Annotated in this window: 16 protein-coding genes; 9 read left to right on the plus strand and 7 right to left on the minus strand. The window is 68.3% G+C overall.

Annotated elements, in window-relative coordinates:
• Positions 1-5: 5 nt before the first annotated feature.
• From QRO91_RS13270 to QRO91_RS13285, 4 genes are all read right to left on the minus strand, one after another.
• The gene (locus tag QRO91_RS13270) at positions 6-707 is read right to left on the minus strand and encodes a DUF4194 domain-containing protein (protein ID WP_087924080.1); all 702 of its coding nucleotides are present in this window, start codon (positions 705-707) and stop codon (positions 6-8) included.
• Entirely contained in the window at positions 694-2,163 is a 1,470-nt protein-coding gene (locus QRO91_RS13275; protein WP_049429215.1) for a DUF3375 domain-containing protein, read from the minus strand. Before QRO91_RS13275 ends, QRO91_RS13270 begins: the two co-directional genes overlap by 14 nt.
• A gap of 112 nt (positions 2,164-2,275) precedes the next feature.
• Positions 2,276-2,887 (minus strand): GTP cyclohydrolase I FolE, encoded by a 612-nt coding sequence (gene folE, locus QRO91_RS13280; protein WP_004141296.1) that lies wholly within the window; start codon positions 2,885-2,887, stop codon positions 2,276-2,278.
• Between the two features lie 597 nt (positions 2,888-3,484).
• Positions 3,485-4,969: an AAA family ATPase gene (locus tag QRO91_RS13285; protein ID WP_049429869.1), complete on the minus strand. Its 1,485-nt coding sequence runs from the start codon at positions 4,967-4,969 to the stop codon at positions 3,485-3,487.
• Between the two features lie 123 nt (positions 4,970-5,092).
• Here QRO91_RS13285 and QRO91_RS13290 point away from each other — a divergent pair, with 123 nt between their 5' ends.
• The 9 genes from QRO91_RS13290 (at position 5,093) to QRO91_RS13330 (ending at position 14,064) form a co-directional block, all read left to right on the plus strand.
• On the plus strand, positions 5,093-5,722 hold the full coding sequence (locus QRO91_RS13290) for a ParA family protein (protein ID WP_049429868.1): 630 nt from the start codon (positions 5,093-5,095) through the stop codon (positions 5,720-5,722).
• A 49-nt stretch (positions 5,723-5,771) separates the two neighbouring features.
• Positions 5,772-6,248 carry a histidine phosphatase family protein gene (locus QRO91_RS13295; RefSeq protein ID WP_005407539.1) on the plus strand — a complete coding sequence of 159 codons (477 nt, stop codon included), beginning with the start codon at positions 5,772-5,774 and terminating at the stop codon, positions 6,246-6,248.
• Between the two features lie 4 nt (positions 6,249-6,252).
• Positions 6,253-6,870, plus strand: a complete 618-nt coding sequence (locus QRO91_RS13300; protein WP_049429867.1) for a YceI family protein — start codon at positions 6,253-6,255, stop codon at positions 6,868-6,870.
• Positions 6,867-8,918, plus strand: a complete 2,052-nt coding sequence (locus QRO91_RS13305) for a phospholipase D family protein (RefSeq protein WP_049429866.1) — start codon at positions 6,867-6,869, stop codon at positions 8,916-8,918. The genes QRO91_RS13300 and QRO91_RS13305 overlap by 4 nt, the downstream gene beginning before the upstream one ends.
• A 10-nt stretch (positions 8,919-8,928) precedes the next feature.
• The gene (locus tag QRO91_RS13310) at positions 8,929-9,363 is read left to right on the plus strand and encodes a hotdog fold thioesterase (RefSeq protein ID WP_049429865.1); all 435 of its coding nucleotides are present in this window, start codon (positions 8,929-8,931) and stop codon (positions 9,361-9,363) included.
• 119 nt (positions 9,364-9,482) lie between these two features.
• Entirely contained in the window at positions 9,483-10,274 is a 792-nt protein-coding gene (locus QRO91_RS13315; protein ID WP_049429864.1) for a 1-acyl-sn-glycerol-3-phosphate acyltransferase, read from the plus strand.
• A 52-nt stretch (positions 10,275-10,326) separates the two neighbouring features.
• Entirely contained in the window at positions 10,327-11,316 is a 990-nt protein-coding gene (locus tag QRO91_RS13320; protein ID WP_049429877.1) for a YheT family hydrolase, read from the plus strand.
• Positions 11,317-11,372: 56 nt separating this feature from the next.
• The gene (locus QRO91_RS13325) at positions 11,373-13,442 is read left to right on the plus strand and encodes a tetratricopeptide repeat protein (protein ID WP_049429863.1); all 2,070 of its coding nucleotides are present in this window, start codon (positions 11,373-11,375) and stop codon (positions 13,440-13,442) included.
• A gap of 10 nt (positions 13,443-13,452) precedes the next feature.
• Positions 13,453-14,064 carry a YbhB/YbcL family Raf kinase inhibitor-like protein gene (locus QRO91_RS13330; protein WP_049429862.1) on the plus strand — a complete coding sequence of 204 codons (612 nt, stop codon included), beginning with the start codon at positions 13,453-13,455 and terminating at the stop codon, positions 14,062-14,064.
• 43 nt (positions 14,065-14,107) lie between these two features.
• Here the strand turns inward: QRO91_RS13330 and QRO91_RS13335 are convergent, their stop codons facing one another.
• The 3 genes from QRO91_RS13335 to QRO91_RS13345 all read right to left on the minus strand — a co-directional run bounded on the left by QRO91_RS13335 (position 14,108) and on the right by QRO91_RS13345 (position 16,143).
• Positions 14,108-14,641, minus strand: a complete 534-nt coding sequence (locus QRO91_RS13335; protein ID WP_049429861.1) for an NADPH-dependent FMN reductase — start codon at positions 14,639-14,641, stop codon at positions 14,108-14,110.
• Positions 14,642-14,696: 55 nt separating this feature from the next.
• Positions 14,697-15,164 (minus strand): META domain-containing protein, encoded by a 468-nt coding sequence (locus tag QRO91_RS13340; RefSeq protein WP_049429860.1) that lies wholly within the window; start codon positions 15,162-15,164, stop codon positions 14,697-14,699.
• Positions 15,165-15,315: 151 nt separating this feature from the next.
• Positions 15,316-16,143 carry an META and DUF4377 domain-containing protein gene (locus QRO91_RS13345; protein WP_049429859.1) on the minus strand — a complete coding sequence of 276 codons (828 nt, stop codon included), beginning with the start codon at positions 16,141-16,143 and terminating at the stop codon, positions 15,316-15,318.
• Between the last annotated feature and the right edge of the window lie 113 nt (positions 16,144-16,256).

Below are 16,256 nucleotides of genomic sequence, written 5' to 3' on the forward strand. Positions count from 1 at the left end.
GTCTCTCAGGCCTCGGCGGCCGGGGTTTCGCGCAGCTGGCGGTAGACCGCCGAGAGCTGGGACACGTCTTCGGCGGAGAACAGCAGTTTCAGCGCCGGCGAGACTTCGTGGCGGTCTTCCTGGCCGCTGAGGCGGGTCAGGATGTGGTTGTCCTTCATTTTCTGCACCGCCGAGGCCACGCGGCGGTTGAAGCCGGCGCGGTCGGTGGACAGGTTCTTTTCATAGATGGCCAGTGCTTCGGCCATCTCGGCATCGGCGACCACCGCGCGGTTGCCGCGCGCATCGGCCTCGGCCAGCTGCTGGCGCAGGTACAGCAGCAGCACCGAGTCGATGAAGGTCAGCGGCGAGGTGCGCAGCAGCACCGGCGCGTCGACGTCTTCGGTATCGGCCTGGCGGGTGAACGCCACGCCGCTGTCACGGTCGAGCACCAGTTCCAGGAACAGGTCGGCCAGCGCCGAACGGATCGCCGCTTCGCTGCGGATCAGCGCCGGCCATAGCTTGGCGTGGCGCAACTGGTCGATGCTGGGGCCGATCAGCAGCTGGCACAGCGCGCGGCGCGCATCCAGCGGCAGGCGCCCGGTATCGCCGAGGTAATACACGTCGTTGCCACGGCGGGGCTGCGCCACGGCCGCCACCGGCTCGGCCTCGTAGGCGTCTTCCGCCACGTCGGCCTGCGGTGCGTCGATGGGATCTTCATGCCAGCTCATGGCGTCTCTCCTGGGTGAACCAAACCAGCGGGATGCGGGCGCGACGGATCTGGCCGTCGCCACCACGCCATTGCGCAAGCTCCTGCTCGCCGGCAACCACGTTGCCGAAGCGCGTGCCCAGCGACAGGTAGCCGATGACGCTGCCGAGGCCCTGCGGCGCTTCGCGCTGCGACAGGGCCTGGGCGATGCTGAGCCGCGGCTGTGCGTCGAGCAGGTCGTGCAGGTCCTGGCGCAGCGTACGGAAGTCGATTTCGGACGAAGCGACCAGGTCGCCGACGCTCTCCAGGCTGATTGCGGCCGCGTCGTTGTACTCGACATTGCCATCGACCTGGGCGCTGCGCGGATCGTGCAGCTTCCACTGCGACCACGAGCGCAGGCGGCTGGTGGTCAGCTGCAGGTCGCGGCCGATGCCGCGTTGTGCGGGGAATTCGTCACGCAGTGCCAGCGCTTCGGACTGCGCCTGCTTCAGCAGCTGGTTGAGGCGGCGCTGTTCCAGGTAGCCACGGCTCTGCACGAAGCCGCGCAGGCTGCGCGCGAAGTTCTGCAGCACATCGTGCACCTGGCCACCGCGCTCGAGCATGGTGCTGGTGAAGCTGCGCAGGAAGTTGCGTTCGTTGCGGTCCAGGCGGCGCGCGAACCCGCGCGCCAGCACCGCTTCCAGCGCGGCATCGAGCTGGGCACTCTGTTCGGCGTCGTTTAGCAGGCGCCAGAAGGCCTGGAAACTGCGTCCGGCGTCACTTTCGCCGATGACATCCACACCTTCGAACAGCTGCGACAACACATCGCCGCGCTCGCCCTCGTCGTCGATGATGCGTTCGCGGAAATCGCGGTTGAGCTGCTCGAAGTCATCGCGCACACGGCGGAAGTCCTCGGTCAGCTCGTCGGCCAGGCCGATGATCTGGCGGGTGCGTTCCAGCGCGCGCTTGCCGTCCAGCGCAACCACGCGGCCAGTGCCGACCCGGGCGATTTCGGCATCGATGCGGTCGCGCTCGTCGTGCAGCGCGGACAGGCGCGCATCGGGATCGGCCTCGGTCTGCGCAGCCAGCGCCGAGAGCTGCTCAATGACCAGCGCCAGGCGGCTTTCGGTGGCGGCCACGCGCGCCTGCTCGAGGCCGTCCGCGAAGCGGATCGCCTGCAGTGCAGCAGTGGACAGCTCGTACTGCTCCTGGTCGGCGCCTTCTGGCAAACGGCGTTCCAGCCAGCCCTGGGCCAGCCAGTGCGCGATGTAGGCCTGGGCGGTACGCGGCAGCTCGCGCGAGAGTTCATCGCCGGCCAGCTGGTCCAGCGCGCGCTGCAGTCGCTCGTTCAGCACCGAGGACGGCAGCGTGCGCTCGCCGTCCATCAGCAGGCCCTGCAACAGGCCGATGATTTCCGGGGCGTGGTCGGCGGCAAGCAGCTTCCACTGGGGCTGTTCGCGCAGGTGGCGGTAACGGGCAATGCGTTCGCGATGCTTCATGCAGCGAAAGAAGTCTGTAGGGCTGACAGGGACGAGCCGCCATGCACGGCTGCCGCGTGGGCAGCCGTGGGCATGCCGGCCTGCAGGGGCCGGCGCGGTGCGGGCAAGCGGCTCAGCGCTTGCCGCCCACTTCGATGAAGCGCAGGAACTCGGCGCGGGTGCGCGCGTCGTCGCGGAAGCTGCCCAGCATCTTGGAGGTGACCATGCTGACGCCGCGCTTGTGGATGCCGCGGGTGGTCATGCATTCGTGGGCGCCTTCGACAACCACGCCGACGCCGATCGGCTGCAGCACATCCTGGATGCACTGGGCGATCTGCGCGGTCATCTTTTCCTGCACCTGGAAGCGGCGGGCGTAGGCTTCGACGACGCGGGCCAGCTTGCTGATGCCCACCACCTTGCCGGCCGGCAGGTAGCCGACGTGCACGCGGCCGATGATCGGCGCCATGTGGTGCTCGCAGTGGCTTTCGTACTCGATGTCACGCAGGACGATCAGTTCGTCGTAGCCGGCCACTTCCTCGAAGGTCCGCTCCATGTAGGCGCGCGGGTCGTCGCGGTAACCGCTGAACCAGTCGCCATAGGCTTCGGCGACGCGGCGGGGGGTATCCAGCAGGCCTTCACGGGACGGGTCCTCACCGGCCCAGCGCAGCAGGGTGCGCACGGCATCCTCGGCCTGGTCCTGGGTCACGTCGCCCTGCGGGGCGGCCTTTTCGTTGTTCTTGCTCATTGCGTACAGCGTCCCGAACGGGGGGCGAGCATCGTACCCGACCGGGGGGTGGGTCGTCCTGTTGGGACGGTTCATCGGGGGTCTCTTGCGGCGCCTCGTTGCTATCGGTTTGGAGGAGGAGAGGGGGCTGCGCAGGACACGCCGTAAACCCGTCCCTGGGGGCTCGATGGCGCCATCCATGGCGCCAACGGTCCTGCCAACCCACACCGCCCCACCTCTGACGGTTCGACGCTGCAGTTGGTAGGTGTCGACCTTGGTCGACACGGTAGATCCACGCCATGCGTGGAGGAATCTGTATCGGAATCGACTATTCGATATCTGATCGAAATGCAGCCGAGCGTGGGCTCGGCTCTACAAAAAGCGGCCAGCCAACCGGTTTTGCTCTTGCTCTTCTTCTTTCTTCTACGTGGCTGATCGCCCCCGGAAACTGTCAGAGGCCGGGCGGGCAGGCTGCGCAGGGGCGTGAGCCGCATGGATGCGGCGACCGAGCTTACATGGACGTACTTGCAGCGTCCCCTGCGCAGCCTGTCCGCCCGGCCCCACCCGGCATTCGCCTCCAGCGAGCAACCACGAGGGGCTGCGCCGTTCGCTGGAAACTCAATCGTCCGCGGAAACCGTCCGCCCCGACGCCCACGCCCGCAGTGCCTCCACCTGCTCGGCCATCAGCACCGACAACGGCCGCGTGGCGCGGATCTCGTTCATCAGCAGCTCGGTGTCCAGCGGCCGGCCCTCGGCATGCGCCGCGTACAGCCCGGCCACGATCGCCTGTTCGATCTCGGCGCCGGAGAACCCATTGGCGGCAGCCGCCAGCGCGGGTAGCGCGAAGTCGTCGGCGTTGAGCTGGCGCCGGCCCAGGTGCAGCCGCAGCAGCTCCACGCGCACCTCAGGCGAGGGCAGGTCGACGAAGAAGATCTCGTCGAAGCGGCCTTTGCGCAGCAGCTCGGCAGGCAGCTCGTGCACCTGGTTGGCAGTGGCCACGATGAACACGGGTGCCTTGCGCTCGGCCATCCAGGTCAGCAGATGGCCGAGCACGCGGCGCGACACGCCGCCATCTTCGCCACCGCTGGCCAGGCCCTTCTCGATTTCGTCCATCCACAGCACGCAGGGCGCCAGCTGCTCGGCCGAAGCCAGGGCCTGGCGCAGGTTGGCCTCGGTCTCGCCGTGGTACTTGTTGTACAGCGCACCCACGTCCAGGCGTAGCAATGGCACGCCGAAGCCGGCAGCGGTGGCCTTGGCCAGCATCGACTTGCCGCAGCCCTGTACGCCCAGCAGCAGCATGCCGCGCGGCGGGTCCAGCCCGGCCGGTGCCGAGCCAGCGATGAACGCCACACGCCGCTGGTTGATCCAGCGCTTGAGCCGGTTGGCGCCGGCCACGTCGCCGAAGCGCGCGCTGTCATGCTCGAAGAACAGGTGGCCGCTGCGGTTGAGCAGTTCGAACTTCAGTCGTGCCAGCTGCGGCAGGTCGTCGTCGCGCAGCGCACCGTCGGCGTAGATCAGCTGGCGCGCAATGCGCCGGGCGTCGACCAGGCTCAGGCCCTGCAGGTTCTTCAGGATCTTCTTCACCGCCTCGCTGTCGACCTCGACCCGGCGGCCACCATGCTCCCGGGCGTAGGCATCGGCCTCCTCGCGCAGCATCTTCAGCAGGGCGTTGGCGTCGGGCAGGCGCGGGTTGAAGCGTACCGCCAGCGCTTCCAGCTCGGCCGGCAGTTCCACCTTGGCACCGATCAGCACCAGCACATGAGGTTCGCTGTGGCGGCGCTGGATCAGGTCGCGCAGGGCGCGCTGGTGGCTGGCATAACCCAGGTAGGGGTGGAAATCGAGGAGCAGGTAGACCCCGCGCTGCTCGGCCTGGCGGATCATCTGCAGGGCCGCGCTGGCGTCGGGTGGCCCGACCGGCGGATCTTCGCTGTCCAGGTCGATGCGGCGCAGGCCCTCGGTGATCGACCAGCGGTGCAGCGCCCGCCATACGTGCATCAGCGTCTGCCGGAACAGATCGACGATGCGACCCTCGTCCTGGGTCTCGATCACGATCAGGGGGGTGTTGGCGCGGATCAGTGCGCTCAGGTCCTGCAGCTCGCTCATGCCGGTTCGATCCTTCGGGGGCGCCACGATAGCAAAGGCGATGGCTACAGGTTCAGCACAGTGCTACCTCCCGTCACCACCGCCGGTGTACGCTCGGGGCACGTACCCGGAAGCGAGGCTGGCATGAAGACGATCCTGGTGGCCGGTTCCAAGGGCGGGGTGGGCAAGACCACCCTCGCCACCCACCTGGCCGCGTACGCGGCATTGCAGGGCAAGGCCACGGTGATCGCCGATGCCGACCCGCAGGGCTCCAGCACCCGCTGGGCACAACGGCGTGCCGGGCTGGAAAGCGCGGTGCTCCCCATTGATGTGTATCGGAAGAAGCAGTGGGCACAGAAGCTGCCCGACGGCACCGAAACCGTCATCATCGACGCACCGGCCGGTGCGTTGGCCGACGATATCCCCCATTTCCTTGACGCTGCCGACGCGGTGGTGGTGCCGGTGCTGCCCTCGGCGCTGGACATCGAAGCCATCGTCGGCTTCCTCAACAGCCTGGCCCGGAACCCGCGGGTGCACAGCCGCAAGCTGCCGGTCGGGCTGGTCCTGAACCGCACCAAGCCCTGGACCCAGACCTCGCAGCAGGCGCTGCAGATGCTGGCCGAATGGCCGTACCCGGTGGTCGCGCAGCTGCGTGACAGCCAGAGCTACGTGGTCATGACCGGCCTCGGCCGCAGCCTGTTCGACTACCGCTCCGCCCAGGTGCGCGAGCACCAGGCCGACTGGGAGCCGCTGCTGTCCTGGCTCAAGCTTTGATGCCTGCGTCACTCTTTCTGCTGCATCCTCTTCTTCATGGAAACCCGCGATGCGTGAACTGATCCTGCTGCGCCATGCCCATGCCGAACCGGCTACCCCCGGCCAGGCCGACCTCGACCGGCCGTTGTCGCCGGTGGGGCTGGCCGAAGCCGAAGCCGCCGGCAAGTGGCTGAAGGAAAACAACCTGCTGCCGGACTGCGTGCTGTGTTCACCGGCGCGGCGTACCCGCGAAACCCTGGAAGCCGTGCTCGGCACCATCGGTTACGTGGAAAAGCGCCTGGAAGACCGCATCTACGAAGCCACCCCCGGCACCCTGGCGGCATTGGTGGACGACCGCCGTGATCTCGACCGGGTACTGATCGTTGGCCACAACCCGGGCCTGGAGCGGCTGGTGGCGTTGATGACCGAGGGTACCAGCAGCGACTACCGCGGCATGCCGCCGGCGGGCATCGCCGTGCTCGGCTTCCCGCGTGAGGCCTCGATCGAGCCAGGCGTGGCCAGCCTGAACGCATTCTGGTGGCCGTGATCCGATGAGCCTGGCGCGGCGCAGCCGCTGTCTGCTGCCCGCGCTGCTGGCACTCGGCCCGGCCTGGGCCGCCGTGCCCACGCCGACCACCCTGCCACCGGTGGTCGCCGAAGCGCACCGGGTGATGCGCCTGGATACCCAGCGTTCGCAGATCGGCTTCGAGGTGCGCACCCGCTTCGGGCAGCGTATCGAAGGCCTGTTCCCGCACTTCGAAGGGCGCATCGAGATACTCTCCGACGGCCGCCACCAGGTGCACCTGAAGATGTTCACGCGCTCGGTCGAGATTCCTGGCAAATCACGCTACACCGGCTGGATGCGCGGCGAGGAGTTCTTCGATGCCGCCCGCCATCCGTTGGTCGAGTTCGACTCGCTGCCGTACTGGCCGGAAACCGTGGAGAGCGGTGGCGACATCAATGGCCGGCTGACCCTGCGCGGGATCAGCCACCCCGAGACACTGAAGGTCGAGAAGGCGGAGTGCGCCCGACCCGGCTATGATTGCGACGTCGTCAGCCGCGGTACCGTGCAGCGAGGCCGGTATGGCATGGACAGCTGGCAGCTTGCCTTGAGTGACCGAGTGACTTTCGTATTGCGTGCGCGCCTGAGCGAGGCGCCGAAACCGTGAACCTCCTGCTGCGTGTACTGGCGCTGGCAACCGTGTTGCTGGGCAGCGGTTGTGCATCGCTGTCGAATGCCGAGCGCGACCGCGCCGAGGCCATCGCCGTGCAGGCACGTTCGACCGTGGTTGATTGCCAGCGTGCCGACCGCTGTGCGCAGGACTCGCCGCTGCGTGCGCTGGCGGGCCGGGCGTTCACCGAATCCACCCCGGAACGACCGCGCCACTACGCCACCCTGCTCGATGAGGGCGAGGGTGCCCTGGTCGCACGCCTGAACCTGCTGCGCAGTGCCACCCGCAGCATCGACCTGCAGACCTACATCTTCGACAAGGACGACAGCGCCCGCCTCGTCATCGACGAACTGCTGGCCGCATCGCGCCGCGGGGTGAAGGTGCGGCTGCTGATCGACCAGCTCTCGGCGATCTCCGACCTGCAGATCCTCGGCGCCCTGTCCGGTGCCCACCAGAACTTCCAGCTGCGGGTCTACAACCCGACCTTCGGCAAGGCCCGGCTGAACTACTTCGACTATGCCGGCAGCGTGCTGTGCTGCTTCCGCCGGTTCAACCAGCGCATGCACAACAAGCTGCTGGTGATCGACGATGCGATCGGCGTGGTCGGTGGCCGCAACTACCAGGACGACTATTACGACTGGGACCGCGAGTACAACTTCCGCGACCGCGATGTGCTGATCGCCGGTCCGGAAGCGCGTGCGATGGCGGCCAACTTCGACGCGTTCTGGCGCGCCCACCGCAGCGTCCCGGCCGAGCGCCTGAACGACGTGGGCCGCACCTTGCTGCGCGAAGGCGTGCCAACGCTGCCACCGGCCACCTTCCGCCGCCCGGAACGGGTACAGCGGGTCAGCGCCGAAGCCAACGACACCGAGTTCGTCACCCGGTCCTTCGTCGATACCGCGCTACCAGTGGCTTCGGTGCGCTACGTGGCCGACCTGCCACGCAAGCATCGCCGCGAGAAGGCCGATGCACCGCTGGCCGGCCAGCATGTGACCGAGCCACAGCTGGATGCGCTGATCGCCAGTGCGCAGAAGGAAGTGATCCTGCAGACACCGTACCTGGTGCTGTCCAAGCCGGCGCAGAAGCTGTTCCGTGAACTGCGCAAGCGCCCGCAGCCACCACGCGTGGTGGTGTCCAGCAACAGCCTGGCGGCGACCGACAACCCGATCGTGTATGCGCTGTCGTACAAGTACAAGCGGCGCAACATGCGCGAACTGGGCTTCAACATCTTCGAATACAAGCCATTCCCGCTGGATGCGCCGGTCGATTACCGCAACCTGCTGCCGGACCCGATTGCCGCGCCCGGGGGGGGAGACGAGGGCGACCGCAACCCGCTGATCGGTGGCAGTGCCGCCGGCAGCAACGCACGCAGTGGCAGCAGTAGTGGTTCGGGTGAAGGCAGCAGGCAGGGCCCGTTGAACCATCGCCACAGCGATGGTGCCTACGACAACGCACGCGCGCGCCGTCGCGCCGCCGGCAGCGAGGTGGAAACGCGCCTGCTGCGCACCGAGACGCGGCCGTCGTTCCTGGGCAGCAAGGCGGTCAACAAGCCGTTGCCGGTCACCCGCAAGGGCGCGCGCATGGGCTTGCATGCCAAGTCGCTGGTGGTCGACCGCCGCATCGGCGTGGTCGGCACCCACAACTTCGATCCGCGCAGCGAGAACTACAACACCGAAGGCGCGGTGATCATCGACGACCCGGTTTTTGCCGAGGAACTGGCGCAGAGCATCCTGCGTGACACCCACCCGCAGAACTCCTGGACGGTGGCGCCGCGGGCCAAGCCACCGGTGCTGTCGGGGCTGAACTACAGCGTCGGCAAGGCTTCCGAAGCGCTGCCCATCCTTGATTTCTGGCCGTGGCGCTACGCCACCGACTACGAGTTCAAGCCCGGCCCGGAGTGCCCGCAGCCGCTGCCGCGGCAGGATCCTGATTTCCATCGCTGCTACGTCGCCGTCGGCGACTTCCCCGAAGTCAACGTCGGCCCGAAGTGGCTGCTGGTACGCATGCTGACCGCATTCGGCGCCGGCCTTGTTCCCATCCTCTGAAGGTACCCGCATGGCCCAGGTCTTCCGCGAAGCCGTTTCCATCGAGCAGCTCAACGCGCTCAGCCGCAACACGGCGATTGAATCCCTGGGCATCGTCTTCAGCGCCGCCGGCGAGGACTGGCTGCAGGCCACCATGCCGGTGGATGAGCGCACCCGCCAGCCCTACGGCATCCTGCACGGCGGTGCCTCGGTGGTGCTGGCCGAGACCCTGGGCAGCAGCGCCGGCAACCTGTGCGTGGATACCGGCAAGCAGATCTGCGTGGGCCTGGAGATCAACGCCAACCACGTGCGCGCCGTGCGCTCGGGCACGGTCACCGGCACCGCCCGCGCGTTGCACGTCGGCCGCAGCACCCAGCTGTGGGAGATCCGCATCGAGGACGAGCAGGGCCGCCTGGTCTGCATCTCGCGGCTGACCCTGGCGGTGGTGGCTGCCGGTCACGGCTGAGCCCCCCGGGGCTCGTTGACGGTGGCGGAACCCAGCGTTCCCCGCCGATTGCCCCGGTCGATGGCTGTTATGGCCTAAATCGGCTGGCAGCGATGACGGCCCTCCGGTATCGTGCGCGGATGACTTCCCCCACTCCGGCCCCCCGTGGCGGCGTGGCGCGTGTGTGCCGTTACCTGTACCGCGTACCGCTGCTGTTGGTCCACATCATCGTGTTCCTGCCGCTCATCCTGATCGGCATGCTTCCGCCGTGGGGCGAGCTGCGCGTGGGCGAGGCGACCCTCGGCGCCAAGGTGGTCAACTGGTGGCAGGGTGGGCTGATGTGGATCTTCGGCTTCCGCCTGGTGCAGATCGGCAGGCCGTTGCCCGGTGCCGTGCTGTTCGTCGCCAACCACGTCAGCTGGGTCGACATCTGCATCCTGCACAGCCAGCGCATGATGGGCTTCGTCGCCAAGCGCGAGATCGCCAGCTGGCCGTTGGTCGGTTGGCTCGCCGCGCGCGGCCAGACCATCTTCCACCAGCGCGGCAACACCGAATCGCTCGGTGGCGTGATGCAGGTGATGGCCGGCCGCCTGCGCGAAGGCAAGGCCGTGGGCGTGTTCCCGGAAGGGCGGACCCGCGGCGGTCACGAAGTGGGCCCGTTCCACGCCCGCATCTTCCAGGCCGCGGTCGAGACCGGCGTGCCGGTGCAGCCGGTGGCTCTGGTGTACGGGGTGAAGGGCGACGCGCAGACCATCGTCGCGTTCGGCCCGAACGAGAGCTTCTTTGCCAATTTCCTGCGCCTGCTCGGCGAGCCGGCGCGACGTGCGGAAGTGCACTTCCTGGCACCGATCGGTGCACAGGACCTGGAAGGCCGTCGGCGCATCGCGGAAACCTCGCGCGCGCGCATCGTGGCGGCCATGAGCACCGGGTGAGGCTGCGGTGGCCCTGATCCCGCCACCTGTCCTGGACGCCGGCACGCCGACGCTGCATGCGGCTGACTACCAGCCACCGCGCTGGCTGCGCAATCCCCACCTGCAGTCGATGCTCAGCTCCAGCCGCATGCGCCTGCAGCGCGGCCTGCTGCTGCTGGCCGCCACCGGTGCGGTCAGCGAGGAGCTGATCCTGGATGGCGGCGATGGCGTTCGCCTGCAGGGCTGGCACAGCCATGTCGAAGGCCGCGAGCCCAAGGGCATCGCGCTGCTGCTGCATGGCTGGGAAGGCAGTGCCGAATCCAGCTACATGCGCATGGCGGCCGCGCGCATGCTGGAGCAGGGCTTCGACGTGGTGCGGCTGAACTTCCGCGACCACGGCAACACCCATCACCTCAACCCCGGCATCTTCCACTCCAACCTGATCGATGAAGTGGTGCATGCCGCGGGTGACGTCGCCCAGCGCTGGCCGCAGCTGCCGCTGGTGGCCGCCGGCTACTCGCTGGGCGGCAACTTCGTGCTGCGCCTGGCCCTGCGCGCACCGGCCGCCGGCGTGCCGCTGCAGCGCGTGGCCTCGGTGTGCCCGGTGCTGGACCCGGCGCTGACCATGGAAAGCATCGAGAACGGCCCGGCGATGTACGACTGGTACTTCCGCCGCAAGTGGGCCGGTTCGCTGCGCCGCAAGCGTGACCTGTTCCCCGAGCTGAGCGACTGCGACGACCGCGTGCTGAAGCTGGACATCCGCGCGCTGACCGCCTGGCTGGTCGAGCGCCACACCAGCTTCGGCTCGCTGCAGGCCTATTTCGATGGCTACTCTATTGCCGGTGACCGCCTGTCCACCCTGCAGGTGCCGGCCGACATCCTGATGGCACAGGATGACCCGGTGATCCCATATGCCACCTTCAACAACTGGCAGCTGCCACGCCAGGCGCACCTGGAAACCGCCTGCTGGGGCGGCCACTGCGGGTTCATCGAGAACTGGCGCGGCGACGGCTTCTCCGAACGCTGGGTCGCCCAGCGCCTGCAGCGGGTCCTGCGGGCCTGAACCGGCGGCAGCGCGCAGCCCGCTACAATGCGGGTTTGCACTTGAACCGGACTGCCATGCAAGACCAGATCATCCAAGCGTTGCGCCAGAACCAGGCCGACCAGGCCGTGCAGCTGGCCCAGGCGTGGACCCTTGACGAACCCGGCCAGGCCAACGCCCACCGCTGGCTGGCGCTTGCGCTGCAGCAGCAGGGCAACGCCGAGGAGGCGATGGAGGCCCTGCAGAAGGCGCTGCGGCTGGCCCCGGACGACGCCCAGCTGCACCTGCAGCATGCCGGCCTTCTGCTGGCACTGCGCCAGTTCGAGGGTGCCGACGAAGCACTGGTGCGCACCACCGGCCTCGATCCGAACTCGTTCTCCGCCTATCTGATGCAGGCGCACCTGGCGATCGGCCGCAATGACTTCGACGAAGCGCAGCGCATCTCGACCCTGGCCGCGCGCGTGGAGCCGGACCATCCGGAACTGCTGACCATCGACGGCATGGTTGCACTGCGCCGCGGTGATGCGGACCGCGCACTGGCGCTGCTGTCGGCGGCCAGCAAGGCGCTGCCGGACGATACCCGCGTGCTGTACGCGCTGGGCTTTGCCTACCTCGGCAAGGACATGCTGGCGTTCGCCGAGCAGTCGTTCCGCCGCGTGCTGGAACTCAATCCGTCGCTGTCCTCGCTGCATGGCCTGGTGGTGCAGCTGGCACTGCGCCAGGGCAACGTGCCGGCCGCCGCCGAGGCCATGCAGGTGGCCCTGCAGCAGCCGGAGATGGACGTACCGTCGATGCGCCGCCTGGCGGGTGAGCTGTCGCTGCGCAATGGCCAGCCGCTGCAGGCCCTGGACTACCTGCTGCCGCTGCTGGAGACGCAGCCGGAAGACCGCCAGGTGCTGCAGCTGCTGCTGATGTCCTGGCAGCGCCTGGGCCGCGAGGACGAAGCGCGCGCACGCCTGGATGCGGTGCTGGACAGCAACGACCAGCTGCACGACGTGTGGCTGGCGCGACTGGCCATCGAGCAGGTGGGCAGCGAAAGCGCCGTGACCGCGGTCGAGCGCTGGATGGCGGCCATGCCCGCGCACCTGCCGGCCCTGGAGGCGCGCCTGCGCCTGCATGACATGGTCGGCGAACATGCTCAGGCTGAAGCGATCGCCGAACGCATCGTCAGCCTGGAACCGGGCCGCGTCAGCGGCGAGACCCGCCTGGTCGAAGGCCTGCTGCAGCGCGATCCCGCCGCCGCCGTGGCCCGCGTGCAGGCGCTGATCGAGCTGGCGCCGGAAGACCATCGCGCCGACCTGCGGACGTGGATGGGCGAGATCCAGGACCGCGCCGGGCAGCCGCAGGACGCGCTGCGCACGTGGCTGTCGCTGCAGGCCGACCAGGCACCGCAGCGCTTGCCACTGCCGCCACAGGCCAAGTCCCCGCCGAGCTGGCCGGACAAGGGCAGCATCGACGGCGATGCCAGCTCCGCGCCGATCTTCCTCTGGGGCGCGCCGGGTTCGGGCGTTGAGCGCGTGGCAACCGGCCTGGCCGCTGCCAGCCCGGTGCTGCGCAGCGACCGCTACACCAACACGCCGCCCGATGATGCGTTCCAGAACTACAACACGCTGCAGGACCTGGCCTCGGGCGTGCTGACGCCGGAGCGGCTGGTGCAGCGCTGGCGTGAACAGCTGCCGGCACGTGGCCTGCAGAGCGACACCGTGATCGACTGGCTGCTGTGGTGGGACAACGCCCTGCTGTGGGCGCTGCGCCCGCAGCTGCCGCAGGGCCGCCTGGTGCTGGTGCTGCGCGACCCGCGCGACATGCTGCTGGACTGGGTGGCCTACGGTGCCGCCGCGCCGCTGGCGATGACGTCGTTGGCCGAAGCCAGTGAATGGCTGACCCGCGCGCTGAACCAGATCGCCACGCTGCATGAGGATGACCTGTACCCGCACGTGCTGCTGCGCATCGACCAGATCGGCAACGATCCGCAGGCGATGGCCGAACTGCTGGGTCGCCTGTTCGAGCGGCCGATGCCGCCGGCGGCACAGCTGGGCGCCCCGCGCCTGCCTGCCGGCCACTGGCGCAACTACCGCGACGTGATGAGCGCCGCCTTCGCCCAGCTCACGCCGGTTGCGGTGCGCCTGGGCTACCCGGAAGAGTGAGGAGAGTCCGATGCAGCTGACCAGCCACAGCCTGACCAACGGCGCACCGATCGATCGTGAGTTCGCCGCGGGCGACGCCAACGGTTTCGCCCCCGACCGCAACCCGCACCTGGCCTGGAGCGGGGTGCCAGCCGGCACCCGTTCGTTCCTGCTGGTATGCGTGGACCCGGACGTGCCGACCGTGCCGGAGACGGTTGGCCGCAATGACATGACGGTGCCGCGCGACCAGCCGCGCTGCGACTTCGTGCACTGGGTGATGGCCGATATCCCGGCCACGGTGCAGGAGATCGCCGCTGGCAGCTGCAGCGACGGCTTCGTGGTGAAGGGCAAGCCCGCTCCCGCCGGCCCGGCCGGCAGCCGCCAGGGCCTGAACGACTTCACCGGCTGGTTCGCGGGCAACCCGGACATGGCCGGTGACTACCTGGGCTATGACGGCCCGTATCCGCCGTTCAACGACGAGCGCATGCACCGCTACTTCTTCCGGGTATTCGCGCTGGACGTGGCGTCGCTGGACCTGCCGCAGCGCTTCACCGCCGCCGACGCGTACCGCGCCATGCACGGCCACGTGCTGGCCGAAGCCGCACTGCATGGCACCTACACGTTGAACCCGGCGCTGGGCTGAGCAGCACACAGGGTAGAGCCGAGCCGATGCTCGGCTGCTTCTGCTACACGATTGACCGGCAGTAATCGGCAAACCGCGCCAGGAACGTATCAGCGTCGGCGCGGTGCACCTTCGACTGCAGTACGTCAATCACCTGCTCGGGCTCCAGGCCAAGCACCGGTACACGCAGGAACAGCGTTGTGCTGAACGCGGCACTGACCGTGGACAGCACCGCGCGCAGTTCCTGCAGCATGTCCTCGCCACGATGGGACGCGTGCACCAACGCAATGGGCCGACCGACGATCTGGTCGCCGGATACCAGCCAGTCAATCGCATTCTTGAGCCCGCCGGGAATGCCGCGCACGTATTCCGGGCTGCATACCAGCACGCCATCGCTGTGCGCGATGGCCGCCTTGAAGCAGGTCACGCTGCCAGGTTCGTCGGCGCCTTCCAGATCCGGGGAGAACACCGGCAGTTCGCCGATGCCAGTGTAGACCTCAATCTCCATTCCGGGCGGTGCGATGGCCTTCAGCGCCATCAGCAGAGCGGTGTTGGTCGACCGCCGGCGTACGCTTCCGGAGAGGGCAAGAATCTTCATCGCGGAACGTTAGCATGCAGGATCCGCGGGATTTCAGCCGGGCGCGGGCTCGGCTCTACCTTCCATTCGTTGGCAGCGGTGCCGGTTCGAACACCGCGGTGTCGCCCTGCGCGTTGCGCAGTACCAGCGCGCCGCGGTCATCCAGCTCAAGCGTCGGTGCCGGGCTCCGGCTGCTCATCAGCGTTCCAGCACGTTCCTGCTGCACGACGATGTCACCACGCATGCATCCGGCCACTGTCTGGATGCCGTTCTCCAGGATCAGTGCGTTGCCCTGCATCCGGTACTGGCTGCTGACGTTGTTGCACAGGTTCAACTCGCTCAGGTAACCGTGCCCGAAGTGCAGCGTATAGGGCGCGCGACCGCGGACGAACAACGCGCCGATGCGCCTGCCCTTTGCATCTGTGGCGCGGGTGAGCTGCCATGTGTGGGCTTCGAGCTGGGCGGTGGTGGGCGTGCTGGCAGCGGAGGCATCGACGCACACGGCCAGCAGTGCAGTGGCCAGGAGGACGGGGACGTGCTTCATGCCGATCTCCCAGATGCATGTGGGTAGTGCCGGCCGCTGGCCGGCAACGTCCGTGTGCTGCCGGCGCCAGGCGTGGCAGCCGGCCAGCGGCCGGCGCTACAACCTGCAACGCAATGAAGAAGGGCGGCCTTTCGGCCGCCCTTCCATCGTTTTATTTCTCCTCGATGGCCGACTCGACCACCATGTCCAGCACGTACGCCTGCGACGGCGCATCGGCCGGCGGGTTCTTCACCTCGTAGCGCTTCACGCGCACCACGTTGCGCACGCCGTCTTCGTGGGTGTAGCCCTCGATGTTGCCGTAGAAGTTCTCGAACTTGCCTGGCTCGCCCTGCTTCAGGCCCTTGTCGTCGAACTTCACTTCACGCACCTGCAGGCACTGGTAGTCCGGGATCAGCGGGTGCGAGCACTTTTCGGTCTTCGCAGCCACTTCCAGGAACACGGTTTCGCCGGCGCCGCCATAGCGGGTTTCAGCGGTCGGTTCCGGGTTGAAGACCAGCACGTCGCCCTTGGCAGTGGTCAGGGTCAGCTTGCCATCGGCATCCTGCGTGGCCTTCAGCTCGCCCTGCAGGCGGCTCGACACGGCCTCGTCCAGCGCCATCAGCGCCTTGTCGGTGCAGGCCATCATGGTGGACGCCATCGCGCCCACGGTCAGCTTGCCGTCGGCCAGGGTGTAGCTGCCGCCCATGTGGTTGCAGGCGTTGCTGACCGACAGGCGGCCGTCGGCGAAGTCCAGGGTGACCGGCTTGTCTTCACGGGCGAACAGCGCGTCGATGCGCTTGCCGTCGGCACCGGTGGCCTGCTGCAGCAGCCAGTGCTGGCTCTGCAGGCGCTGCGCGTCCAGGTGCGCCAGCGTCTGCTGGTCTGCTGCCTTGGCCGCGGCCGGGGCCACGTCGTCGCCGCCGTTGCCGGCCGGGGCCGGGGTCTGGCTGCAGGCGGCCATCAGGGCCAGCGGGAGGAGCAGGGTGAGCTTGCGGTTCATGGTGATTCTCCTTGGGGAACCGTGGGGGAAACGGGGTGGGGCCGGCAACGGGGTTACCGTGCCCCGGCGCTGTTCAGCTGCCGGAAGGCAACCACAGCAGCAGCGCCGCGCCC

The sequence above is a fragment of the Stenotrophomonas maltophilia group sp. Smal32 genome, from assembly GCF_030237085.1.
GTDB classification, from domain to species: domain Bacteria; phylum Pseudomonadota; class Gammaproteobacteria; order Xanthomonadales; family Xanthomonadaceae; genus Stenotrophomonas; species Stenotrophomonas maltophilia_Q.

Bases quoted from the DNA above. Each gene is read 5' to 3' on its own strand.
- QRO91_RS13270 (WP_087924080.1), bottom strand. From the start codon at position 707: ATGAGCTGGCATGAAGATCCCATCGACGCACCGCAGGCCGACGTGGCG.
- QRO91_RS13275 (WP_049429215.1), bottom strand. From the start codon at position 2,163: ATGAAGCATCGCGAACGCATTGCCCGTTACCGCCACCTGCGCGAACAG.
- folE (WP_004141296.1), bottom strand. From the start codon at position 2,887: ATGAGCAAGAACAACGAAAAGGCCGCCCCGCAGGGCGACGTGACCCAG.
- QRO91_RS13285 (WP_049429869.1), bottom strand. From the start codon at position 4,969: ATGAGCGAGCTGCAGGACCTGAGCGCACTGATCCGCGCCAACACCCCC.
- QRO91_RS13290 (WP_049429868.1), top strand. From the start codon at position 5,093: ATGAAGACGATCCTGGTGGCCGGTTCCAAGGGCGGGGTGGGCAAGACC.
- QRO91_RS13295 (WP_005407539.1), top strand. From the start codon at position 5,772: ATGCGTGAACTGATCCTGCTGCGCCATGCCCATGCCGAACCGGCTACC.
- QRO91_RS13300 (WP_049429867.1), top strand. From the start codon at position 6,253: ATGAGCCTGGCGCGGCGCAGCCGCTGTCTGCTGCCCGCGCTGCTGGCA.
- QRO91_RS13310 (WP_049429865.1), top strand. From the start codon at position 8,929: ATGGCCCAGGTCTTCCGCGAAGCCGTTTCCATCGAGCAGCTCAACGCG.
- QRO91_RS13315 (WP_049429864.1), top strand. From the start codon at position 9,483: ATGACTTCCCCCACTCCGGCCCCCCGTGGCGGCGTGGCGCGTGTGTGC.
- QRO91_RS13325 (WP_049429863.1), top strand. From the start codon at position 11,373: ATGCAAGACCAGATCATCCAAGCGTTGCGCCAGAACCAGGCCGACCAG.
- QRO91_RS13330 (WP_049429862.1), top strand. From the start codon at position 13,453: ATGCAGCTGACCAGCCACAGCCTGACCAACGGCGCACCGATCGATCGT.
- QRO91_RS13335 (WP_049429861.1), bottom strand. From the start codon at position 14,641: ATGAAGATTCTTGCCCTCTCCGGAAGCGTACGCCGGCGGTCGACCAAC.
- QRO91_RS13340 (WP_049429860.1), bottom strand. From the start codon at position 15,164: ATGAAGCACGTCCCCGTCCTCCTGGCCACTGCACTGCTGGCCGTGTGC.
- QRO91_RS13345 (WP_049429859.1), bottom strand. From the start codon at position 16,143: ATGAACCGCAAGCTCACCCTGCTCCTCCCGCTGGCCCTGATGGCCGCC.